The sequence below is a fragment of the Salidesulfovibrio onnuriiensis genome (assembly GCF_008001235.1).
Classification (GTDB): domain Bacteria; phylum Desulfobacterota; class Desulfovibrionia; order Desulfovibrionales; family Desulfovibrionaceae; genus Pseudodesulfovibrio; species Pseudodesulfovibrio onnuriiensis.
Map to the genome: position 1 here is coordinate 3,601,030 of NZ_CP040751.1, position 23,121 is coordinate 3,624,150.

Genomic DNA, 23,121 nt, shown 5'->3' on the forward strand with positions numbered 1-23,121 from the left:
ACGGAGGTATCGCATGAAGAGCTTGCACGGCATTGTCAAAGGGAAGGTACAGGGCGGCAATTTCCAGGGTTGGCTGCAAAAACAGGCCGAAGTCCTCGGGCTCACCGGCTGGGTCCGCAACATCGCCGACGGCGAGGCCGAGATCCTGGCACAGGGAGACCCGGCCAAGTTCAAGGACTTCGAGGACATGGTCCGCAACGAGGCCCCGTTGCCAGAGGTCGATGAAATCCGCTTCGAGGAGATCGACCACGACAAGACGTTCGACGTCTTCCAGATGCGGGGATAGCGGCCGCTCAACGGACAAACGGTTGCGCTCGGCGTACGTGGCTTGCACGCGCCAGAGGCGTGATCCGAAAGATTCTCATTGATCATTGCGGGCTGTCGCCCGGGCACGGCATTTGCTTTTGCCCGGGAGACGGCCCGTTGCTTTCGCGGCGGCGGGCCGGTATACCGAGGCGAAAAGAATCCCAGAACCGGAGCCACGAGTGAGACTGATCCCGAAAATGAGCATATCGGCCAAGATGCTCGCCTGGGCCCTGGCCATCACCACCATCTTCTGCGCCACCACCGCCTACCTGGTCTACCAGATACGGAGCGAATCCGTGCTCACGCGCGAAATCGTTTCCACCCGGTATGAGATCGGCGTGGCCGTGCAGCAGATGATAGAGCGGCTGGAGAGCGTGCAGAGCAACATCGCCCGGTTCAAGGTGCTGGGCGGCGACGCGACCTCGGCACAATTCATCGTGGACGACCTGACCCGGTTCAGCGACATCCTGCGCGAAACCCTGGACCGCCATCCGAAATACACCCAGCAATGGCTGCCCCTCACCGGGGAATTCACCATCAGCCTGACCGTGGACGACGACCCAGGGCACGCCTTTGCCGCGGACGCCACCATCCAGAACTGGATGGCCATCCTGGCGGGGACCAGGGCCGAGAACCAGCAGGCCATCACCCACGGCCTGGCCCAGCTGCGCAAAAGCAATCTGCACGCCTACCAGGTCGGTTTCTATGGTCTCATCGTCTGCCTGCTGCTGGCCGTGCCGGGCAGCGCCCTGCTCACCTGGAGGCTCAACATCCACCTCGAACGGATCAGGACCGGCATCCGGACCCTGGGCAGCGGAGAGATACCGGCCCCGGTGCGGGTGCGTTCCGGCGACGAGCTGGAGGACCTGGCCACCTCCTTCAACGACATGGCCGCAGGGCTGCGCCGCGAGGAGCGCATGCGCTCGGACTTCATCTCCATGCTCAGCCACGAGATCCGCACCCCCCTGACCTCCATCCGGGAATCCGTGGACATGATCGCGGACGGCGTGTTCGGCGAGGTGAACGAAAAGCAGGAACGCTTCCTGCGCATCGCGGAAAAGGAAACCGAACGGCTGGCCGAGCTGCTGCGCAGGCTCATGACCGTCTCCCGGCTGGAGTCGGAAAGCCTGGAGCTGCGCCCCGAAAGCATGGACTGCTCCGACCTGGTGCTCACCACCATGGAGCGGCTGGAATCCGCGGCCCTGGCCAAGCATATCCAGCTGAAGGCCAGGGTGCCGGAAGACCCCGCGCCCTGCCGGGCCGACAGCGAGCACCTGCGCCAGGTGCTCCTGAACCTGGGCGGCAACGCCATCAAGTTCTCGCCCGAACACAGCGAGGTCACCTTCAGTCTGGACCGCGACGAAAACGGCTACATCTTCAGCGTGGACGACCAGGGGCCGGGCGTTCCCGAATCCGAACGCGAGCTGGTCTTCCAGAAATACTACCGGGCCGAGGACGTGCGCACGGACAAGGACGGCGCGGGACTGGGACTGGCCATTTCGCGCAAGATCGTGGAGGCCCACAAGGGCCGCATGTGGGTGGACTGCGGCACCGAGGGCGGGTGCGGCTTCCGATTTTTTATTCCTGCCGGCTCTTGAAAAGGGCCGCTTGCGGCGTTCCATGACTGCGCCTGAAAGAAAACAATGGAGAGAGAAATGAATACAGCTGACGCCCCGGTCATCCTGGCCGTGGACGACGACGAGAACATCCTCACCGTGCTGGAGGCGCGGCTGGAGAGCGCGGGATACGAGACCCTGCTGGCGGACTGCGCGGAAACGGCCCTGGAAATGCTGGCCGACACCCGCGTGGACTTGATCGTCTCGGACGTGAAAATGCCGGGCATGGGCGGGCAGGGCCTGCTGGAGGAAGTGCTGCGCTCCTGGCCGCACATCCCGGTCATCATGCTCACGGCCCACGGCACCATCCCGGACGCGGTGAACTCCATCCAGGCCGGCGCGGCCGACTATGTGACCAAGCCCTTTGACGGCCGTGACCTGCTGGACCGCATCGCCCGCAACCTGGAAGCGGCCCCGGCCCCCAAAACGGCGAAGCTGCCGCCCGCGAGCAACGACCTCTGGGGCGGCGAGGCCGCCGCCATGAGGCACTTCCTCTCCCTGCTGGAGCGGGTGGCCCCTGCCGAGGCCAACGTGCTGCTCCTGGGCGAATCCGGCACGGGCAAGGAGCGGGTGGCCCAGATCATCCATGAGCGCAGTCCGCGCGCCTCGGGGCCGTTCATCGTGGTGGACTGCGGCTCCACCCAGCCCACCCTGCTGGAAAGCGAACTCTTCGGCCACGTCAAGGGTTCCTTCACCCATGCGGTCAGGGACAAGAAGGGGCTCATCGAGGAAGCGGACGGCGGCACCCTGTTCCTGGACGAGATCGGCAACATTTCTCCGGAGATGCAGACCAGGCTGCTGCGCTTCCTGCAGGAGCGCACCATCCGCAGGGTGGGCGACACAAAGGAACGCAAGGTCTCCTGCCGGGTCATCTCGGCCACCAACGCGTCCCTGCCCGACATGGTGCGCGAGGGATCCTTCCGCGAGGACCTCTACTACCGGCTCAAGGTGGTGGCCCTGACCATCCCGCCCCTGCGCAAGCGGGTGGAGGACATCCCCATCCTGGCCCGCAGGTTCGCGGAAATGTATTGCAAGGCCCAGTCACGCCCCGTGGCGGACTTCACCCCCGAAGCCATGCGGCTCATGCAGGAGCACCCCTGGCCCGGCAACGTGCGCGAGCTCCAGCATGCCGTGGAGGGGGCCCTGGTCTTCTGCCAGGGGAACTCCATCCGCCCCGAAGACCTGCAGCTGGAAATACTGGACGCCCCGCTCCCGGACGACGATTCCCTGTCCCTGGAAGACAACGAGCGCAAGGCCATCATCCGGGCCCTGGAGCACTGCAACGGCGTGAAGAAGGCGGCCGCCGACGAACTGGGCATCAGCCGGAGGGCCATCCACTACAAGATCAAGAAATACAATATCGACGCACCCGGTTAGCCGGGAATCCCAGACATGAACGCAAAACGGTCCGGCAGGAGGTTTCATCCTGCCGGATTTTGTTTTATAATAATCGGAAATTCGATACCGGACCGACTCCCTGCCGCGAATACAGCGTCCGCCGACCTTACCGCAACCGTTTTCCCAAGGAGTGTTCATGTCCAAGCTTGCACTGCGCACCCAGTACCGGGTCCCCACCATCACCACCAACCAGGTCATCCACCACCAGTTCCGGCAATACGACCTCAGGTACGACATTGCCAAGGCCATGCGCGACCCCCAGCTGGTGGCCATGGAGGAAACCCTCAACGATTTCGAGAAACAGGGTAAAGAGATGATCATTTCCCGTCAGTTCTATTTCCGGGCTAAGTGGTGGGAGGAATACACGGCCCACTTCGAACGATTCGACCGGCTGAAGCACATCTTCGTGGAATCGCTCAAGGACACGGACCAGCCCGAGAAGCTGGAACAAGCCGAGGACGGGTCCTGGGGCAGGTTCCTCAAGCTCTATTTTCTCAAGTTCGACCAGACCGTGGACGCCATCAACGAGCTGAGCGAAGGCACCGAATCGCCCAAGTATCCCCTGACCTTCATGCAGCGGCTCAACGACCCGACCGTGCGCGACCGCTACCTCAAGCAGCTGCTCGTCTCGGACATCTCCGAAACCGGCGTCAACAACCGGGACGCGCTCAACGCCATGGGGTCGGGCCTGGCCCAGTTCTGCTTCAAGCCCAACCTGCGCAACTACATCCGCGACTACACCCAGGGCTTCAACCTCACGGACGAATACGTGGCCTCGTACAAGCAGTTCGTGGACTGGTGGCAGGACGAAACCACGGGGTACTGGGGCGCATGGTACAAAACGGACTTCGGCATCGTGCACACCACGGACCTGAGCATCACCTACCACATGATCGCCTACATGCGGAAAGACAAGTCCCTGACCATCCAGCACTGGCCCCAGATCATCAAGACGACCTTCGAGATCAGGAACAAGCCCTACCCCTACGGCTGGCTGCACGAGGGGCACATGAACGACCACAACAACTACGACGTGGCCAAGATATTCAAGTACGGCTGGAAATACATGACCGAGGGGCAGCGCACCCAGGCCAGCGAAGCGATCCAAGAAATGCTGGACTACTGCCTGAACGTTTCCTGGAACGACCAGGAGGGCTTCGTGGGAGACCCGACCTTCTACAACTCCCTGAGCTCCGCATACTATTTCGCGGTCTCGTTCCTGTGCGTCATCGGCTACTTCAACAAGGACGCCCGCTTCTGGACCGACCAGGACTTCCCGGAATCCGAAGAATTCCGCAAGAAGATCCTGTTCAAGATGGACGAGCTGGACATGGACGACCGCATTGCCGAAGCGGCCCGCGAACAGCTCCTTGCCTGCTGACGGATTCGGGCCCGGCTTCGGCCGGGCCTTTTCCCTCCTCAAGTTCTGCACGCCCCTTCCGGCACGGCAGCGCCACTTCCCGCACCCGGGCCTTGATTATTTTTCCCGGTTGGTTTCTAACATGCTTGCTTGCACGGGAAGCCATGGTGTAACGTGTCATGTGGCAACCCAGCACAGAACTTTCGGAGGCGCTGAATGGTCAAGACCAATATCCTGCTCGAGTCCGGCACCAATGAGCTGGAAATAGTCGAATTCTACATCGACGAGAATCCCAAGCACGAAGAGGACGTGAACCGGTACCGGGGCTATTACGGCATCAACGTGGCCAAGGTCCTGGAAATCATCCGCATGCCCGAACTCACCGACATGCCGGAGGTTTCCCACCCGGCGGTCCTCGGCGCCTTCAACCTGCGCAACCAGATCATCCCGCTCATCGACCTGGCAAAATGGCTGGGCAAGGAGCGCATCGTGACCGAGGAGCCCAAGGTCATCGTCACGGAATTCAACCTGACGCGCAGCGCCTTCCTCGTCTCGGGCGTAACCAGGATCCACCGCATCGGCTGGGAGGAGGTGGAGGCCCCCACCAACTATGTCTCGGCCCTGACCGTCAACTCCATTACCGGGGTGGTCAAATTCACCAACCGCATCGTCTTCATCCTGGACATGGAAAAGATCACCGCGGACCTGAACCCGGGTATGTCCAAGGCCGAGGAGCCCGCCCCGCAGGTGGTGGAGGAGGTGCGCACCAGGCACCTGCGCGCCCTGGTGGTGGACGATTCCAACATGGCCCGCAAGATGGTGGCCGGGGTCCTGGAAAAGGCCGGTTTCGAAGTGGCCACCGCCGAAAACGGGGAACAGGCCTGGCTCAAGCTGCTCTCCATCCGGGACAGCGTGGAGCAGCAGAACAAGCCCCTCAGAAACTACATCGACATCCTGGTCTCGGACATCGAGATGCCGATCATGGACGGGCACAACCTGACCCGACGGGTCAAGGAAGACCACACCCTAAAGCACCTGCCCGTGGTCCTCTGCTCCTCCATCATCACCGACACCCTGCGGCACAAGGGATCGGCCGTGGGCGCGGACGACCAGGTATCCAAGGCCGAGCTGGGGGAACTGGCGGGCAAGGTCCTGCAGCTGGTGGAACGGTAGGGTCGGCGCCGAATCATGAAAACAAGGCTTGCCAAACGTTATTTCGCCTATGTCGCCAAGGCGTTCCCGGTTCTGTGCGCCTCCGGCGACATACCCTTTCTTCCGGCAGCGGCCAAGGCCCAATCCTACCTGGACCGGCTGGACGATTTTTCCTCAAGGGGTGTAGAGCGCCACATCGACAAGCTCAACGGCTTCCTGAACGGCTTCAACAAGATCGCGGACGCAAACATCGGCCTGGAAAACGAACGGGCCAAGGCCCTGGCCACCAGCGTCCGGGGCGTCCTTCTGGAACTGTCCGTTTCCGAATCCTGGCGCAAGGACCCGTCCCTGTACCTCAAGATCGCCTTCACGGGCATTCACCACGCCCTGACCCTGCCCGCAAAAAACGACCGGCAGCGGACCCGGCGGGCCATGAAGCGCATCAAGGCCATCCCCTCCTTCCTGGAACAGGTGGGAAAAAACATCGAAGCGGTCACTCCCATGACCAAGGCCACCGCCCAAACCATGATCCGCGACTGCGCCCGTTACCTGCAGGAGGCTGGCGAATCCCCCATTCTGCGGGCGGACCCCAAAAGCGGCCCGCTGCTGCAGGCATGCCTCACCACCCTCAGGGATTTCGATCGCCATATCAACACGCGGCTGGTGGTGGAGGACTCCCGGGGCGCAGGCCTGGGCGCCATCCTTGAGCAGGGATTCGGCTCCGACAAGAGCATCGAGGAAATTTTTGCGGCCGCCAACGAGGAATGGCATTCCGCCTTGGCCGGCCTGGAGCAGGCGGCCTCGGACATGGGCGAAACGGACTGGCGCAACGCCTATGAGGAATACCCGGGCCCCGGAGACAGGGAAGAGGGCACCCTCGCCCTGTTCAAGCAAGAAGTGGAACGGTTGCAGTCCTTTTTCGGGAAAACCGCATTCCGCGAGATACTCCCGGATCTGCCCCTGTCCCTTGACGAATCCCCGGCCTTCATGGCCTCGCTCAGGCGCGCGGCCCACTACTGCGCCCCGCTCTCCCCGACGGAAGGAGGCTCGGCCCGGCTCCTGGTCATACCACATGCCTTTTCCGGCCGTGGATTCCGGGAAGATACCGTGCGGCTGCAGCGGGCGCGCAAGGAACTGGTGTTCATCGCCGCCCAGGAAACCGTCCCGGGCAGCCACCTCATGGCCAGCCGCCGCCTGCTTTCGGAGGACCCGGTCATCACCCAACTCAGGAATCCCCTGGTGGCCAACGGCTGGAGGGCCTTCGGCGAACAGCTCCTTTTGGAAACCGGCTACCTGGAAACCCCGGTGGAGCAGCTCATGTACCAACGCCGCAGGCTGTGCCGCGCGGCCCGGTGCGTGGTGGATGCGGGCCTGGCCATCGGCACCGCGGACCAGGACTTCTGCATGAAGCTCATGGAGAAAAGCGGGTTCAGCAAAAAGGAATCCCTGGAGCAATTGCGGGCCATTCGACTGGCTCCCGGCAGCCAGGTGGCGTCGGTGCTGGGCAGGCAGGAAATCGAAAAACTGCGCGCGGCCTCCGGGCTGGGCACCCCCGAATTCTGCAAAGCCTTCCTGGACGGAGGGGAAACGCCCTTCTCCATGACGGCCCTCAAGCTCAAGGCCTCCTCCCACTAACTCCCGTAAAACACGAAATGGCTAGTGCATGGCCAGCTGCTCGATCTGGGAAATGGACGATTGATTGTGCAGGCTGATGGTGTCCGCCACCTGTTCAATGCGTTGGACGTTGTCGGTGAAGAAGTCCACCAGCGTGGAGTCCAGCTTGCCTGCCTTTGAATCCATGGACAGGATATGCAGCGCCTCCTCCCGGGAGGCTGCGGGCTTGTAGTGGCGCTCTTGGGTAATGGCGTCATAGACGTCCACAATGGCCATCATCCGGCTCTGCAGCAAAATATCCGGCCCCTTGAGCCCGTCCGGATAACCGGAGCCGTCAAGGCGTTCATGGTGCTGGCGAATGATGGTCAGCATGTTCCGGTACCCATCGCGCATGGGGATATGATGCAGGATGCGCTCGCTTTCGGCAGGATGCCGCTGGATCTCCAGGCGCTCCTCATGGGTCAGGTTGCCGTAGGGAAGCAGCAGGCTGTCGCATTCATCCTCATGCAGCAAAGGGATCTTGGTCCCGTTGATGTTGCAGGCCTGTTCCTGAATGCCGCGGATGAATTCAAGCTGCTCTTCGCTGGGGGTCATGGCCTTGTTGACCTCCACCAGCCGGTCAAAGGTCTCCTGCCACTCAAAGCCCGTCGTGTGCCCGAACAGTTCCAATCGGGCCTTGATGACCTCGATAAGCTTTGCCGGAAGGCGCGTGTCCTTTGTCAGCACCTCTTCCCGGATGCCGATCTTGCCCACATCGTGCAGGATGCCCGCGTAATAGATTTCGCGGATGTCACTTTCCGAGAAATGTACCTCGGGAAAGGCCAGGTTGTCGCCGTTCATGACCAGGGCAAAGGCCACGGCGAGCTGGGCCACCCGCCTGGAATGACCGGCCGTGAAGGGGTCCCTGGAATCGATGGCCTCGGCCAGGGCCTGCAGGATGGAATCCATGAGCGTCCGCGCCCCTTCGAAGTTGAAGGCGTTGCTCACGGAAATCCCGGCAACCGAAGCCATGGTGGAAAGACTCTTCTGGTGGATGGACTGGTATACGCCGGCCTTGCGGGAACCCAGCAGCAGGATCCCCTCGCAGCGGTTGGGCGAGGCGATCGGAGCAACCAGCAGGGAGCGCAGCCCGGCTACGGAAGCCCCCCAACGCGGGTCCTGGGAAAGATCGTTGACGATGTCGCCCTTGCACTTGGCGGCTATCTCGCGAAACAGCGGGGTCTCCCGGACCTGATCCAGGTTGTGCAGGTCCGGAAAGCCGTAATGGTCGGTAAGCCGGAACCGCCCCGAGGCGGGATCATTGAGGAAGACGGCCCCCATTTCCCCGGGGAAATCGCTGCGCTTGCACTCGTTGAGCAGGGAGCGCACCACGTCACGCAGACGCAGGGATGTGTTGAACTGGGAAACGGAGCGGTGCAGCAGGGCAAGCTCCCGGTACTTGGCCAGGGCTTCGTCGGCAATGGAGCGGCGGGCAGTTTCCATGTCCATGAAACCCTGCAGGGTAAAGGCCATGAAATCCAGAAGGCGGGAAGCCTGTTCCGGATCGGCGGTTTCCGGGTCCGCAACCCGCAGGGCCAGCTGGCCCACCGGCCCTTCCCCGACCTCCAGGTCCATGAGGAACACGCCGGGGCTCCCCGGAGAAAACCCGCTCAGGTCCTCCGTCCCCACGGCAACGGCCACTTCGCCGTCCACAAGGATGGCCACAGCGCTTTCCTCGCCCACCAGCCTGTGGGCCCGATTCAGGAAGTGACGCATCAGCCCCGGGCGGATCACCTTCTTGAGGCTTGTCATAGTCGAACAAAGACTCCCGGCTGCGGGTTACAGATCAAGCATTTCCTTGGAGACCTTGAGGATCTCGTCCGGGTCGAAAGGTTTGGTCATGTACATCTTGGCCCCGAGTTCCAGGCCTTGCTTGCGGTCCACTTCCTGCCCCTTGGCTGTCAGCAGGATAATCTTGATGTGCTTGAGTTCGCTGTCTTCCATGACGGTTCGACAGACCTCGTACCCGTTCATCTTGGGCATCATGATGTCCAAAAACACCAGGTCCGGTTTTTCCGTGCGGATGAAATCCAGACCTTCCTCGCCATCGGACGCCGTGAACAATTCCACCTCGAACTCGTCTTCCAGCTCCTCGAGAGTCTGCTCCAGGAGCATCTTGATATGCACTTCGTCATCAACGATGAGTATCTTCTTGGACATGGTCGGCAGTCTCCTTCATCTGCGTCGGCGGCTCAGCGGGGAACCATTGTTTTTCAACTCCTAAATCATAAAGGAACTACGCCCATGGAGCAAGGGCAGTATTCCTACTTATAATCCTCTCCCCCGGGGAGGATGAGAACCTGCACTCCGCTGAAACGGCTCAGGGCCTCCAGGTCGAAGACACCGGCCATTTCCGAAGGCACGAACACGAATCCCCTGAACCCTTCCCGCACATGGTCCCAGACTTCGTCCGGAGGGCAGAAGGTGATCCTGTTGGGGCAGATCACTGTGAGGTCGTCATCAAAGGCGTAGCTGGCGCGGTCGCCCAGCACGATGCAGGAACGGCTCACGTCATGGTCGCGCAAAAGGGCATTGACGGTTTCAAGCAATTGCTCCTCGTCCACGGGCTTGAGCACGGCCGCGTCGCCTCCGGCGGAATCCGCCTCGGAAAGCGCGGTGACCACGAGAATGGGAATGTGCCGTGTAAAGGGGTTGGAACGCAGGCAGTGGATGGCGGCCTTGCCGTCCATTTCCGGCATCATCAGGTCCATGGTGATCAGGCTGGGAAGGTGCTGCCGGGCCAGACTCAAGGCAATCCTGCCGTTCTGGGCCACCAGGACCCGGAACCCCGCGTCGCGGAAAAGCTGCTTCAGGTATTTGCCCAGCGAGGGATCGTCGTCCACCACCAGGATGAGCGGCGGCATGTCGCAGGCTTCCTCGCCGGTCTCCACCATCATGGCCTGGCCCTCGCGCATCAGGATGTCGGTCTCTTCCTCGCACACGATCTTGTTCATCTTTTCGTCGGAGACCAGAACATTTTCGCTAAAGTCCTCGGCAATGGGCAGGGTGAAGTAAAAGGTGCTACCCATTCCGGCCACGCTCTCGGCCCAGATCTCCCCGCCGTGGCGGGTGACGATCTGTCGGCAAATGGGCAGGCCCAGACCGGTGCCCTGCGGCTTTTCGGTCAGGGTGTCCCCCACCTGCTTGAACTTTTCGAAAATGAACGGCAATTGATCAGGACCGATTCCTGCTCCCTGGTCCACCACGCTGACGAGCACAAAGGAATCCTGCCTACGCACCCGGCAGGTGATCACGCCCTCGTCCATGAACTTGATGGCATTGGACAGCAGATTGACCATCACCTGCACCAGGCGGCTGCTGTCCCCGAAGACCATGGGCAGCGATTCCTCCACCTCCAGTTCCACGCGGACGCCCTTGTCCGCGCACATCCCGCGCACGGAACGGACCGAGTGCGCGGCCACGTCGCCCATGGACAACAGCCGGTCGCGCCACTGCGCCTTGCCCGACTCCATCTTGGCGATGTCCAGCACGTCGTTGATCAGCTCGGTCAGCCGCTCGGCCTCGGTAACGATGATGCCGATGTTGTCCTGGACCTGTTCCACGGCCCTTGCCGCCTTTTCCGAATCGGGATCCAGCTCCGGAAAAACGTCCCGCTCCAGCTTCTTGCGGATGATCTTGGTGAAGCCCAGCACCGAGGTCATGGGGGTCCGCAATTCGTGGGAAACCGTGGAAATGAACTCCGTCTTGAGCCGGTCCAGGGCCTTTTCGTGGGTGATGTCCCGCACCAGGATGACGCCCCCAAGGCTCTTTTCCTGGGTTTCGTCCAGCCAGATGCGCGACGCCAGAGCCTTGCCGGTGCGGTTGCCGCTCAGGGGGACCTCCGCCGTGACCACGCCTTCCTTGAGCGACTGGACCGAAACCACAAGCGAGACCAACTCTTCCGGGAAATACCGCTCGGCAAGCTCGCCCTCGCACTCCAGGTCGCGCAGGTCGAAGTACTCGCGCATGGCCGGGTTGACCAGCGTGATTTTGGCGTCCCTGTCCGTCACCAGCAGGCCGTCGGCCAGGTTGTTGATGATTGCCTGCCGGTAGCTCAGGTTCCTGCGCACCTCCTCCGTGGCCTTTTCCACTTTCGCGTTCATCTCGCCGAAAAGCGCGGAAAGCTCCTGGGACATGGACTGCATGGTCCTGGCCAGCATGCCCACCTCGTCCTCGGAAACAATGTCGATCTCCGCGGAGAAATCATGCTTGGCCAGCCGGGCCGCATAGCGGGACAATTCCGTCAGCGGGCGGGCAATGCGCTGCACGGAATAATAGACCGCCACCATGCAGGCCAGGAAAATCCCCAGCAGCACGAGCTGCATATTCGCAAAAACCTTCCAGAAATACGTTTCCAGCAACCCCATGTCCATGCCCACGTGCACGTAGCCGGCCACGCCCTCCAGAATGGGGGCGTTGATGTCCATGACCGGGCCGTATCCCTGCACGTCGATCTCGCGCACCGCGCTCCTACGGAGACCGCTGCGCTCCCGCAGGGCATCGGGCATGACCGGCACAAAGGTATGGGCGATGACGTCGTTGCGGGAGTCCATGACAAAGATGTATTTGACCCCCTCGATCCCCAGGAAGTGATCGATGGAGGACTGGATGGCGGAGGCGTCCTCGGTGAGCAGCACCACCTGGCTGCCTTTGGCGATGCTTTCGGCAATGGCCAGCCCCTTGCTCTGGAATTCGTCGGCCATGCGCTCATACAGAAAATAGGCGGCCATGCCGGAGGTGATGGCGGCGATCAGGCCGAAGACGCAAAAGACCAGCAGAAACGTCCTCTTGAATATTCCGGTCATGGGGCTCATTGCAGCCATTGCCTCCAATCCTCCGCGTCAATGGGCGCGAACCTTCCATCCTTCACCGTGGTGAAATACACGCGGTTGAGACCCTGATGCCGATCGGGCCCAAAGGTCACGGTGACGTCGATTCCGGCATCGAAATCCCGAATGCCCTCCACGATCTTCTCCAAGGGCTTCCCCGGACGGTCATACTGCAACCGGAGAATGTGGGTCATGACCACCGCATTCAAGAAGCCCTCGAACCCCGCATAGCTGTATTCCAGCGGGATGTAATCTCCCTTGAGGCCCTCGGGAACGGCCGGAGGGCTCTCGGTCATGAGCTGGATGTAAAGCTGGGCCGCGGCCAGGGTCCTGTCCCTGTAGTCGGGCACCACCTGGGTATTGATCAGATTCGCGGTATAATCGCGTCCCTTGGCCTGCCCGGCCTCGAGCAGAAGTTGCAGCAGGCTCTCGCTACACGAAAAGGACAGGTTGGCGATGGGAACGTCCACTCCCGCGTCCCGCGCGTCCCGGACAAAGGCGGCGCAGGCCTCGTAGGACCCCACGGTCACGATGGCCTCGGGACGGCGGCCCGTGACAATGGCAACCTGCTCGGCCATGGAATCGGAAAAGGAGGCTCCCCGGCGGTACGTGGCCTCGCCCACGATATCCAGACGATGCGTACGCAAGGCCCGCCGCACCGCATCCCAGCCGCTCCGGCCGTAGGCGTCGTTCTGGTAGAGCACGGCAATCCGCCTCCGGCCCACCAGACTGAGCCTATTGACCAGCTCCTGCATTTCCTGCCGGTAGGAGGCCCGCAGGTTGAACACCCTGCGGACATAGGGATAGTCGCGCTGGGACTGGGCCCCGGTAAAGGGGAAGAACATCAGCTTGTCCCGGGCCTGCCCTGTGTTGAGCAGGGGAAGCACCCGCGTCACCGTGGGCGTGCCCACATAGTTGTACAGGCAGAGCACATTCCTGTCCTTCAGGAGGCGGATAGTGTTTTCCAGGGCGGGCGTGGGATTGTACCCGTCGTCCAGGGGCAGGATGCGGACCATGTGGCCCTGGATTCCCCCGGAACGGTTGACGTAATTGAAATAGGCCGAGGAACCCCGGTAGAGTTCGATGCCCAGGCTGCGGCTGGGGCCGGAAAAGGCGGCGGACATGCCCAGGACAATGTCCTTGGCGAATCCTGCAACGGATGTCAGGGAAAGGACACAGAGAACCAGGGCGCATGAAAGCAGAAACCGGGTAAAACGCATGTCACAAGCCTTTGTTATGCCAACAAAAGAGAAGTGGCATGAACATACCTGAAACAATAGGCTTATGAAAGTATTAATACGAAATGGAATGGCTCCCCAGCCTCGCGGGCAAGGGGCGGGAGAATCTCCGCGCTATTCGGAATCGCGCTTCCCCTGGCCGGGAACCGAAAGGAACTGGACCGTCCGGGACCTGCCGATACGGTCGATATCAACCCTGCCCGAGGCGGCGTCCGGCACCACAACGGCACCGCGGAATTCCCCGTCCAGCATGGTCAGCAATTCCTCTTCATCGCAGTAATGGACGGTTTCGGCTTCCAGGCCGCAGCCCTTGGCCGCCGATTCCAGCGCATACACGGGCCGCTCCAGGATTCGTTCGCCCAGCAGGGAGCGCACTATTTCCAGATAGCGTTCCGCATCCACGGGCTTGTGCAGCACGGCGTCTCCCCCGGCGTCATCGCTCCGCTGGTCCACGGAAACGATGAGAACGGGGATGGAATCCAGTTCCCTGTCCCCGTGCAGGCGGTCAATGGCCTCCCGGCCGCTCATGCCGGGCATGAACAGGTCCATGGAAATAAGGTCCGGCCTGTATTCACGGGCCTTGTCCAGGGCCTCCTCCCCGTTGCGGGCAAACAGGGTGCGATACCCCGCGTCAACAAGAATGGCCCCCAGCAGGTCGAGCATGGCCGGGTCGTCGTCCACCACCAGGACGGTGGGAGGATTGTGGTCGGCCCTGCGGGTCACAATGCAGTCCGGGGGAAAGGCCACGGTCATGACCGTCCCCTGCCCCGGCTCGGATTCGGCCCAGATATGGCCGTTGTAGCGCTCCACGATATGCCTGCAGATGGCCAGGCCGAGCCCGCTGCCGCCTGCGGCGGACTTGAGGGTGTCGCCCTGGTTGACCTGGTGGAACTTGTCGAAGACGCTTTCGATGTTGTCCTGGGGAATGCCCACGCCCGTGTCCCGGACCCGCACCACGGCATACCCGTGGCAGTTGATCTCGCCCTCGATGGTCACCGTTCCCTTTTCCGTGAACTTGGCCGCATTGTTGAGCAGGTTGATGAACACCTGGAGAACGCGGTCCGGGTCCGCATGGATGAGCGGCAGGGTGGAAACCTGGCCGACCTCGAGGGAGACCTCCGGCTTCTGGGAGAATTCACCGCTCACGGACTTGACCGCGTTGCGCACCACCCGGGCCAGGTCCATGGTTTCCTCGCGCCACTCCACGCGGCCGGTCTCGATGCGGCTCAGGTCGAGCACGTCGTTGATGAGCCGGGTCAGGCGCATGCCCTCGCTGTTGATGATTTCCAGGTTGGACTGAATGCGCTCGCCGATGCGCCGGGACTTGTCGTCCGCGGCCTGGGGCAGAAACACGCGTGAAAAGTCCCGGTTGATGAGTTTGGAAAAACCGAGCAGGGAGGTCAGCGGGGTGCGCAGCTCGTGGGAGACCGTGGACAGGAAGCTGGACTTCATCTCGTCCAGCTCCAGAAGCCGCTGGTTGGCCTGCTGCAGTTCGCGCGCCTTGGTCACCAGCACCTTGGTCCGCTCGCGCACCGCCAGTTCCAGGTCGGCGTTGAGGGTGAACAGTTCCTCCTCGGCCTCCTTGCGCTGGGTGATGTCGGATATGACGCTGACGATCTCGCCCTTGGCGGTCTTGTATTCGCTCACCAGCAGGCAGCGGCCGTCGGAAAGGCGCTGCTCAAAGGCCCCGCCCGGGGCGCGGTGCATGGACAGCCGCTCAAAGACCCATTCCTCCTCGCGGCCCAGGGCTTCGCGGTAAACGCCGGCATGGGCGTTGGCCCGGATGATGGTCTCGAAGCTCATGCCCGGACGGAAGCTTTCGGCATGCTGCCGGTCGATCTCCCGGTACTTGCTGTTGCACAGCACCAGGCGGTCGTTGCAGTCATACAGGGCAAAGCCGTCGGAAATGCTTTCAATGGCCTCCACCAGGCGGTCGCTGGCCATGGCCGCCTGTTCCTCCAGCCGGTCCACCAGCTTGGTGATGCGGCCCGCCATGCTGTTGAAGGCCACGGCCAACCTGCCGAATTCATCGTCGCTCTCAATATGCACGCGGACGGAAAGATTGCCCCGGCTCAATTCCTTGGCGGTGTTGGAAAGCATGAGCACGTTCCGGCCCACCGAATCATACAGCAAACGGAAGATGAACACCGCCAGGACAATGGCCACGAACAGGGCCCCGGACACGCTGGCCACGGCCAGGTTGGTGGCCTCGTCGATGCCGGAACGGATTCCCTGGGCGTCGTCCGTCACCGAGGCGGTCAGGTTGTTGACCACGGGATCGAGCTGGGAAAGCTGCAGATCGAATTCCTGGGCCTTTTCGGCAAGCAGCTTGTCCGCTTCGAGGATGGAGCCGATGATGGCGCGCGACTCGGCGACGTGCTCCAGCAGGCGTTCCTGCGCTTCCCTGACGAGCAGAATGTCTTTTGCCGCCATGGTCTCGAAATCATTCATGAGCGCCAGGCACTTGAGAATATGCGTCCTGTCGCGGGAGGCGAAGTAACGGGCCCCGTGCAGCCGCGCCAGCCGGATGCCCGCCAGCAGGTCGTCGCGGCCGGACTCCAGAAGCAGCCGTTCCCCGGCGTCTGCGGAAAGAAGCAGGTCGGCGTGCAGGGCCGCGAGCCGGCCCACTATGTTGATGGTTTCCCGAAACGATTCGGCGTAGCTGCGGGTAAAACGGGAAAGTTGTTCGGAATCCCTGGCCAGCCCGCCCTGGTCGATGCCCGAGGAACGGGCGTCCCGGATGGCGAGCTGCAGGTTCTCATTGACCAGGGCCGCGTTCTCCACCAGGGCGATGCAGCGCATGGCGTAGGTGTCGCGGGCCTTTTCAAAACCCATGGTGGGCCATTTGAGGTAAAAGCTCTTTTCCGCCTGGTGCGCCTGCTGCAGCCCGGACTCGAGCTCCAGGGCCAGGCGCTGGATGTGCATGCTGCGGCCCACCACGTCGTCTGTCCGGCTGCGCACGTTTTCCAGCGCAACCGTGGCGACAAGGCCCACGAAAATGACCAGCGTCAGCATAAGGCCCAGCGTGATGGACAGCTTGCCCACCACCCCCAGGCCTTTCCAACGGCGCTGCAGTGCTCCCAACATACCCTGAACTCTCCTGCCCGCACGCCTCTCCGGCATCATGCCGCCCTCTATTCCTCGCGCACAGGCCAATTGGCCCTTTATCCCTTTTGAAAAGAAAAATCCACTTGGACAGAGAAACGCCGTAACAAATTGAATTCACGGCAGTTCATGCCATGCCGGAAACGTATGAGCATATTATAATATGTCTGCATCCCCTTTGAATCGCCCTTGTTTTCCATTCGGAAAGAAAAAAAGGCAGCCCTCGTTTTTTTCCTGATTCCATGCCTTCGGGCCGCAGCGCCCAAGCCACAATTCGCTTGCCATCGCTGGGCTGGTACAGTAATTCCTCGTACACATGAATTTCAATAAAGCGCTCTGCCCACTGCTTTCCCATCCCGCCGGAACAATAATGATCTTCAGACAGGAGAATATATAATATGTGTGGAATCGCCAGTTTCCTGAGCACCCGCTTTTGGCGCGAAACCGCAGACGCCCAATGGGTTTTCAAGCTTGCCGCCGAATTTGACGACGCCGTCAAGAGCAACGACCTGCTCGCCTCCACCCCTGCGCTGGACGAACTTGCGGGCAATTTCGACGAACTCATGAGCTTCGGGCTGCACATGCAGCTTCTGGGCGACAGGGAAACCCTGGCCGCCATGGAATCCATCCGCGAATCCATCCGCACCCAGCGCAACGCCGTGGCCGTACGCCTGGAAAAGGACGTGCGCACGGACGAACTGGAGGCCCTGCAGGAGCGGCTGGAGGACTACCTCTGGCAGCTGGACCAGGAAGTGCTCTCCAACCTGGACCGGGTCCGGGCGCTCATGCCTTCGGCCCTGGCCGCCGACACCGATGCCCGCGACCGCCACTTCCTGGCCTGGGGCATGGAACAGGTGCTGGAATCCATCGACAAGCTTGAAGTGCGCGGCCGCGACTCCGCAGGGGTCGCCGTGACCTTCATCCTACCCGAGGGCGTGGACCCGGAGACGGTCCTCGACGCGACGCAGCAAAAGGAACTGACCGAACGCACGGCCATCGAAAACGCCGACACCCGCCACGTGCTGGTGCGCAGGCTGGACGATGGCCGCACGGCCTGCCGCTTCCTGTACAAGGTGGCCCAGCTCGTGGGCCAGCTCGGCGACAATGGCGCGGCCCTGCGCAAATTCATCATGGACGACGCCCTGCTCTGGCCCATGGCCGAGAACCTGGACGTGCTGAACATCATTGCCCACACCCGCTGGGCCTCCAACGGCATCATTTCCGTGCCCAACTGCCACCCGGTGGATGGGCTGGTGGAGGGCGACGTGAGCACCGGCCTGGAAAAGACCATGTTCGTGCTCAACGGCGACGTGGACAACTACCGCACCCTGGTGGAGCAATGCGTTCTCTCCAAGGGCGCATACATCCCGCCCGCCATCTCCACGGACGCCAAGATCCTGCCCGTGCTCTTCAACCTGGACGCGCCCGAGAGCAACGACTCCGAGGTGCGCTTCCGCAACGTTCTCAAGCGCTGCGAAGGCTCCCTGGCCGTGATCATGCAGAACCTCTCGGACTTCGACTCCCAGTTCCTGGCCCAGAAGGGCAGCGGTCAGAGCTTTTACGTGGGCCGGTCCCTGGACGGCTGGATCGTGGCTTCCGAGGCCTACGGACTGGCCGCCCGCTGCCGCTCCTCCTTCCCCATGGCCGTACACCAGCAGGGCGGGGTCAGCGTGATCCTGAGCAGCGAAGACGAAAACGCCATGCCCATGGCCCGCTATCTGGACTCGGGGGAGGAAGTGGAGCTGAAAGAGGAAAAGATCGAAATCTTTTCCCGCGACATCTTCCGCGGCAGCTACACCCACTACATTGAAAAGGAAGTGCACGACGCATCCAACTCGGTGCGCAACACCCTGCACGGCAAATATCTCATGGAAGGCAATGCGGTCCGTTTCCTGCCCGGCGGCTTTGGCAACGGCCCGGCCCTGCGCAAACGCCTGCTGGACAAAGGCCGCCCCCTGACCCGCATCATCACCGTGGGCCAGGGCACCGCTGCCATCGCAGCCATGGGCATCGCCCACCTGCTGCGTCGCGCACTGGCCGGAAGCGAACTGTCCATCGAAACCTACACCGGTTCCGAGCTGGTGGGCTTCATGGGCAGCGAACGCATGGACGATGTGCTGCTCATCCCCGTTTCCCAATCCGGCACCACCACGGACACCAACCGCGTGGTGGACCTGTGCCGAGACCGGGGCGCCTGGGTCAATTGCATCGTCAACCGCCGCAACTCGCCGCTGGTGAAGAAATCCGACTCCTACTGCTACACCAGCAACGGCCGCGACGTGGAAATGGCCGTGGCCTCCACCAAGGCCTTCTATTCCCAGATCGCGGCGGGCAAGCTGCTCTCCCTGTGGCTGGCCGCCGAACTGGGCACCATGGACGCCGCGCAGCTGCTGAAGGACGTGCAGGCCCTGGAGGCCCTGCCCGCGGCCATCGACGAGGTGCTGGAGCACAAGGAATCCATCGGCGAGGTGGCTGCCCGCTTTGCCCCGGTGAACCGCTACTGGGCGCTGGTGGGCAACGGCGCAAACCGCATTGCGGCCGAGGAAGTACGCATCAAGCTCTCCGAGCTGTGCTACAAGTCCATCCCCAGCGATGTGACCGAAGACAAGAAACACATCGACCTGTCCACCGAGCCCCTGACCCTGGTCATGGCCTCGGACCTGCCCGAGATGGTGGTCATGGACACGGTCAAGGAAACCACCATATTCAAGGCCCACAGCGGCCAGCCCATCGTGTTCTGCGCCGGGGACGAAACCCGCTTCGACGGCATTGCCGAGGCCACCATCAAAGTGCCCCGCGTGGGCGGCGGCCTGGACTTCATCCCCGAAACCGTTGCCGGGCACTGGTGGGGCATCGCGGCCGCCAAGGCCATCGACTCCCACGCCGAGCCCTTCCGCAAGGCGCGCATGGCCCTCGGCCGCATGATCGAGCAGCCCGCCACCTGGGACCGCACCGAACTCCTGGCCCAGCTCAACAAGGCCATGGACCGCTGCGCCTCCGGGGCCACGGACTCGGCCCTGCCCGCCCGGGTTTCCGCGTCGCTGGCCAACTACATGCTCTGGCTGTGCACCCAGCCCGCCAACATTCCGGCCGCCGAAGCGCGCCTGGACGACATCCTCAACATCCTGAACAAGGCCATCGAGGAAATGACCCGGCCCATCGACACCATCCGGCACCAGGCCAAGACTGTTACTGTTGGTATTTCGCGACCGCAGGAATAGGCCGTTTGTGGGGAAACAATAAAGTTGTTAACAAAAATCGCTTCTGGTTGGTTCGGAATAACGAACCAACCAGGAGCCTTTTTTTGCAGTGGATTAAGAAAGGGCGCGGCTCAGGTAAAGGTCGCGACTGCAAACCATGGTTGACCGTAAGGGATGTAGCATCCCAGGGGCGCTCGCACCGAGTATTCGGTTTCAAGTCCCAAAGAACCCATCATCTCTTTTCCGACCTTGAAAGGCCACGTGCGATCGAAAAACCGAAATTGCCCACCTCAAATTCGCCACTCAGTGGTCCAACAAATTGGCCCCATTCTCTCATTCGCCATCCGGGAACATAGGTTTGCTTGATCCCGAATCAATCGCCGGGTGGGCGGCTAGAGTTCACGGGTGGATAATGATTCTTTACCGAGAATGGGCTACCTTAATTCGGATGGATCCGGCCAGGGACCGAATATGTTCTTCTCCCTGAACCGCATGTCCCAACTCGTACAATCCCGAGGCGGAACCGAAACTGCCGTAGAACATCACAACATCTCCCCAGGGGGCATAGTACGCGAGTGTCCCGGGCCGGGCCGACTTGACCAACGGGGTATTCGAGGTGTTCAGCTTCTTGGGGGGATAGTAAATCTTTTCGTTGCTGCTGTAATTTTCAACGTCAATTTCCAACGGCAATTGCGCATACAAATCTTTAGAGGCCTGACTGCCGTTGAGTTCAAAGACGATTTCCTTTCCGTTTGCACACACTGTTATCTGCATATTTTTCCCGTCCTCTATGGTTGGCGGATCCATTTTTCGAATGACGGCGCTCCCCGACATCCCCGCAATGTCGTCAATCCCGCTCAGGCCCACACCCAGACGATGCATCTCGTCACCCGCATGGAAATCCTTGTAGAGCATGAAGACGTCACCCCAAGGCGCGTAATAGCTCAATTCCCCTCTCTTCCCGTCATGGTAGGCCTCTCGTGCGGTCACATTCAGCTTCTCGGGGGATAAAACATCCATTGCGCGTCTCGGAAATTGGTCAGATCCAATTCCAGCGGCAATTGATCGTAAAACTCCTTGGCGGCGGTTGTGTCGTAGAGTTGGAATGTCGCCTTTCTTTCTTGGGAAACGATTTCCACCTTCATGCCGGACAAGGCAAGGTCATGCCCGCTGTCTTCAGGCGCAGCCTCCCGGCCCGCCGAAAAGGCTTCCCTGTCGAGGCAAGCCGCGAACGCGCAAACGCAGACTCCAATGGCAACGACCGCCAACAAACGCCCCATGACGATTCCCATGCCTGTCTCCTTGTTATTGAGTATTTGGGACCAAGCTTGCCTCAATGCCATTACGACAAGCTCCACCCCGCTCATCAGGCGTTGAGGCCCTCCGAATATGCCTGCTTGATGGCCGACGTCCCTCTGACACCGCCCTCGTCCCAAATGCCGGTAACGGAGATGATTCCCCTTTCCCTGATGCCGCTGAGGCAGCCAGTGAACACCCTGAAGCTCTGAACGGTGCTGTCCACCGGCAGCTTGCCGCCGGCGGCGGAAACGATGAAATACACGTCCTTGCCGCGAATCATGCTGTAAATGGGGCAGACCCTGTCGATGAATGTCTTCATCTGGCCGTTGAAGGTGCGAAAATAAACCGGGCTGGCCAGAACCAGGACGTCAGCGGCAAGGATCTTCCCAAAGATTTCCGTCATGTCGTCCTGCTGGGCGCATGTTCCCTTCCCACCGATGCAGGCGCAGCAGCCGGTACAGTAGTTTATATTCCTTTCCGCCAGGCGGATCTTTTCCACATGGTGGCCGGATTCCAGCGCTCCCCGCATGAATTCATCGCAAAGGATGTCTGAATTGCCGTTTTCTCTAGGACTTGCCGAAATGATAAGTATGTTCTTGCTCATGGTCTCTGCTTCTCACGTGTGGCGGAGTGTGCACCGCCGGTTTGCGTCCCCTCCGGAGCAGGCCATCCTGCTCCGGAGGGGGAATTCCAGATTATTTGCGTTCGGCCAGCACTTCGGAGAGCACGGCTTGGGCGCTTTCGGCTTCAGCTTTCCCGACACGGGAAGCCAGAACATCGATAAAATTATGCATCTGGGCTTTGGTCAGGCCGGTGTTCATGGCCGCGCCAAAATGGAATTTGAGCTGTCCGGCGGTGCCGCTCATGTTGGCCAGGGCGGCAATGGTAGCCAGCTCCCGGTCTTCGTGGCTGATCACGTCACGAACAAAGATGTCGGCAAACAGATGCTCCTTCAGGAAAGTGTCCATGACCGGAGAAAACACCTGCCATGCAGTACCCGAGATATCCTTATCAAGCCCCGCAAGCCTTGCCCGAACTGCGGCTCCATATTCATCCCTGTTGAAACCGGAAGGAATGGGATCGGCTCCCTTGCCTTCCGCGTCACGAATCCCCTTCGCCTTCCGCTCATCCACGACGCCCATGAAGGCGGCCATGCCGTTCAGGCTGCGCGGAAAGCCAGCATACGCATACATCTGGACAAGGACTTCCTTCACTTCATTGATGGTCAATCCCGCATCCAGGCCTTCGTTCAGGGCGGGCTTGAGCCGTTCGATATCGCCGCCGGCCGTGAATGCGGCAATGGTGACGATGGATTGCTGTCGAGCGTCGAGAGAGGGTTTCGTTTTCATGTCTTGCGCCTCCGTTGCTGTTGCAAGGCCGAGGGAAAAAACAAACGCGGCCAATAGCAGGCTGTATTTCCGGATGCTCACGATGGGCCTCCTAGCGTTTCATGTACTGTTCGTCCGTGACCTTTTCTTTCCAGACGACGGCCTTGCCGTCTTTAACTCCGGTGATGACAAGATGGGTCATCGGCGCATCCGGAGTCGCTCCATGCCAGTGGTCGACGCCGACCGGACACCACACGGTTTCCCCTTCCTTGAACTCCAGGACCTTCCCGTCGCGCGTTCCGGTCAGGGCGATGCCAGAGGTGACAATCATGTGCTGCCCTGCAGGATGCAGATGCCACGCGGTTCTGGATCCGGGCTGGAAGGTCACGTACGCGCCCGAGTAATTGGCGGTCTCGTTATTTGGAAAGAGCATATCCACCTGCACATCGCCGGTGAAGTATTCTGCCGGGCCTTTGAAGGATTTTTGGGAGCCACTCTGGTAGAATACCTGAGACTCCTTTTCCTTTCCCCCTTCAGCGTAAACCAAAGAGGCGACAAGCATCAGAACAGTCATTATCAGAATCATTCGTTTCATTGCGTACTCCTTGTGCAAGCCCGTCTCCAAACGGGCCCATGG

General features: G+C 61.2%; 16 protein-coding genes and 1 pseudogene. 7 read left to right on the forward strand and 10 right to left on the reverse strand.

Going from position 1 to position 23,121, the window contains the following annotated elements; translation table 11 throughout:
- Window positions 1-13: 13 nt before the first annotated feature.
- The 6 genes from FGL65_RS16720 (at window position 14) to FGL65_RS16745 (ending at window position 7,467) form a co-directional block, all read left to right on the forward strand.
- A complete protein-coding gene (locus FGL65_RS16720) occupies window positions 14-286 on the forward strand; it encodes an acylphosphatase (protein WP_147822388.1) in 273 nt (90 codons plus the stop codon).
- A 199-nt stretch (window positions 287-485) separates the two neighbouring features.
- Entirely contained in the window at window positions 486-1,904 is a 1,419-nt protein-coding gene (locus FGL65_RS16725; RefSeq protein ID WP_250645523.1) for a sensor histidine kinase, read from the forward strand.
- 57 nt (window positions 1,905-1,961) lie between these two features.
- On the forward strand, window positions 1,962-3,299 hold the full coding sequence (locus FGL65_RS16730; RefSeq protein ID WP_147822389.1) for a sigma-54-dependent transcriptional regulator: 1,338 nt from the start codon (window positions 1,962-1,964) through the stop codon (window positions 3,297-3,299).
- A 157-nt stretch (window positions 3,300-3,456) separates the two neighbouring features.
- Window positions 3,457-4,701 carry a hypothetical protein gene (locus tag FGL65_RS16735; protein WP_147822390.1) on the forward strand — a complete coding sequence of 415 codons (1,245 nt, stop codon included), beginning with the start codon at window positions 3,457-3,459 and terminating at the stop codon, window positions 4,699-4,701.
- A 195-nt stretch (window positions 4,702-4,896) separates the two neighbouring features.
- Window positions 4,897-5,853, forward strand: a complete 957-nt coding sequence (locus FGL65_RS16740; protein ID WP_147822391.1) for a chemotaxis protein — start codon at window positions 4,897-4,899, stop codon at window positions 5,851-5,853.
- Between the two features lie 15 nt (window positions 5,854-5,868).
- Window positions 5,869-7,467, forward strand: coding sequence for a DUF885 family protein (locus FGL65_RS16745; RefSeq protein WP_147822392.1), 1,599 nt, complete (start codon window positions 5,869-5,871; stop codon window positions 7,465-7,467).
- 21 nt (window positions 7,468-7,488) lie between these two features.
- Here FGL65_RS16745 and FGL65_RS18655 read toward each other — a convergent pair whose 3' ends face one another.
- The 5 genes from FGL65_RS18655 to FGL65_RS16770 all read right to left on the reverse strand — a co-directional run bounded on the left by FGL65_RS18655 (window position 7,489) and on the right by FGL65_RS16770 (window position 16,639).
- A complete protein-coding gene (locus tag FGL65_RS18655; RefSeq protein WP_147822393.1) occupies window positions 7,489-9,237 on the reverse strand; it encodes an HD-GYP domain-containing protein in 1,749 nt (582 codons plus the stop codon).
- A 27-nt stretch (window positions 9,238-9,264) separates the two neighbouring features.
- Window positions 9,265-9,645 (reverse strand): response regulator transcription factor, encoded by a 381-nt coding sequence (locus FGL65_RS16755; RefSeq protein WP_147822394.1) that lies wholly within the window; start codon window positions 9,643-9,645, stop codon window positions 9,265-9,267.
- A 104-nt stretch (window positions 9,646-9,749) separates the two neighbouring features.
- Window positions 9,750-12,308, reverse strand: a complete 2,559-nt coding sequence (locus tag FGL65_RS16760) for an ATP-binding protein (protein WP_147822395.1) — start codon at window positions 12,306-12,308, stop codon at window positions 9,750-9,752.
- Window positions 12,296-13,534: an ABC transporter substrate-binding protein gene (locus FGL65_RS16765; RefSeq protein WP_147822396.1), complete on the reverse strand. Its 1,239-nt coding sequence runs from the start codon at window positions 13,532-13,534 to the stop codon at window positions 12,296-12,298. The genes FGL65_RS16760 and FGL65_RS16765 overlap by 13 nt, the downstream gene beginning before the upstream one ends.
- A 132-nt stretch (window positions 13,535-13,666) precedes the next feature.
- Window positions 13,667-16,639 carry a hybrid sensor histidine kinase/response regulator gene (locus FGL65_RS16770; protein WP_147822397.1) on the reverse strand — a complete coding sequence of 991 codons (2,973 nt, stop codon included), beginning with the start codon at window positions 16,637-16,639 and terminating at the stop codon, window positions 13,667-13,669.
- A 416-nt stretch (window positions 16,640-17,055) separates the two neighbouring features.
- Here FGL65_RS16770 and FGL65_RS16775 point away from each other — a divergent pair, with 416 nt between their 5' ends.
- Window positions 17,056-19,878, forward strand: coding sequence for an SIS domain-containing protein (locus FGL65_RS16775; protein WP_147822398.1), 2,823 nt, complete (start codon window positions 17,056-17,058; stop codon window positions 19,876-19,878).
- Between the two features lie 399 nt (window positions 19,879-20,277).
- Here FGL65_RS16775 and FGL65_RS18320 read toward each other — a convergent pair whose 3' ends face one another.
- The 5 genes and pseudogenes from FGL65_RS18320 to FGL65_RS16805 form a co-directional block, all read right to left on the reverse strand.
- The gene (locus FGL65_RS18320) at window positions 20,278-20,772 is read right to left on the reverse strand and encodes a cyclophilin-like fold protein (RefSeq protein WP_431830897.1); all 495 of its coding nucleotides are present in this window, start codon (window positions 20,770-20,772) and stop codon (window positions 20,278-20,280) included.
- Window positions 20,773-20,781: 9 nt separating this feature from the next.
- Window positions 20,782-21,224: pseudogene (locus FGL65_RS18575) on the reverse strand (cyclophilin-like fold protein); the annotation flags it as partial.
- Entirely contained in the window at window positions 21,224-21,760 is a 537-nt protein-coding gene (locus FGL65_RS16795; RefSeq protein ID WP_147822400.1) for a flavodoxin family protein, read from the reverse strand. The pseudogene FGL65_RS18575 and the gene FGL65_RS16795, both read right to left, overlap by 1 nt.
- 91 nt (window positions 21,761-21,851) lie before the next feature.
- The gene (locus FGL65_RS16800; protein WP_147822401.1) at window positions 21,852-22,586 is read right to left on the reverse strand and encodes a carboxymuconolactone decarboxylase family protein; all 735 of its coding nucleotides are present in this window, start codon (window positions 22,584-22,586) and stop codon (window positions 21,852-21,854) included.
- Between the two features lie 10 nt (window positions 22,587-22,596).
- Window positions 22,597-23,079, reverse strand: coding sequence for a (R)-mandelonitrile lyase (locus FGL65_RS16805; protein ID WP_147822402.1), 483 nt, complete (start codon window positions 23,077-23,079; stop codon window positions 22,597-22,599).
- Window positions 23,080-23,121: the final 42 nt, after the last annotated feature.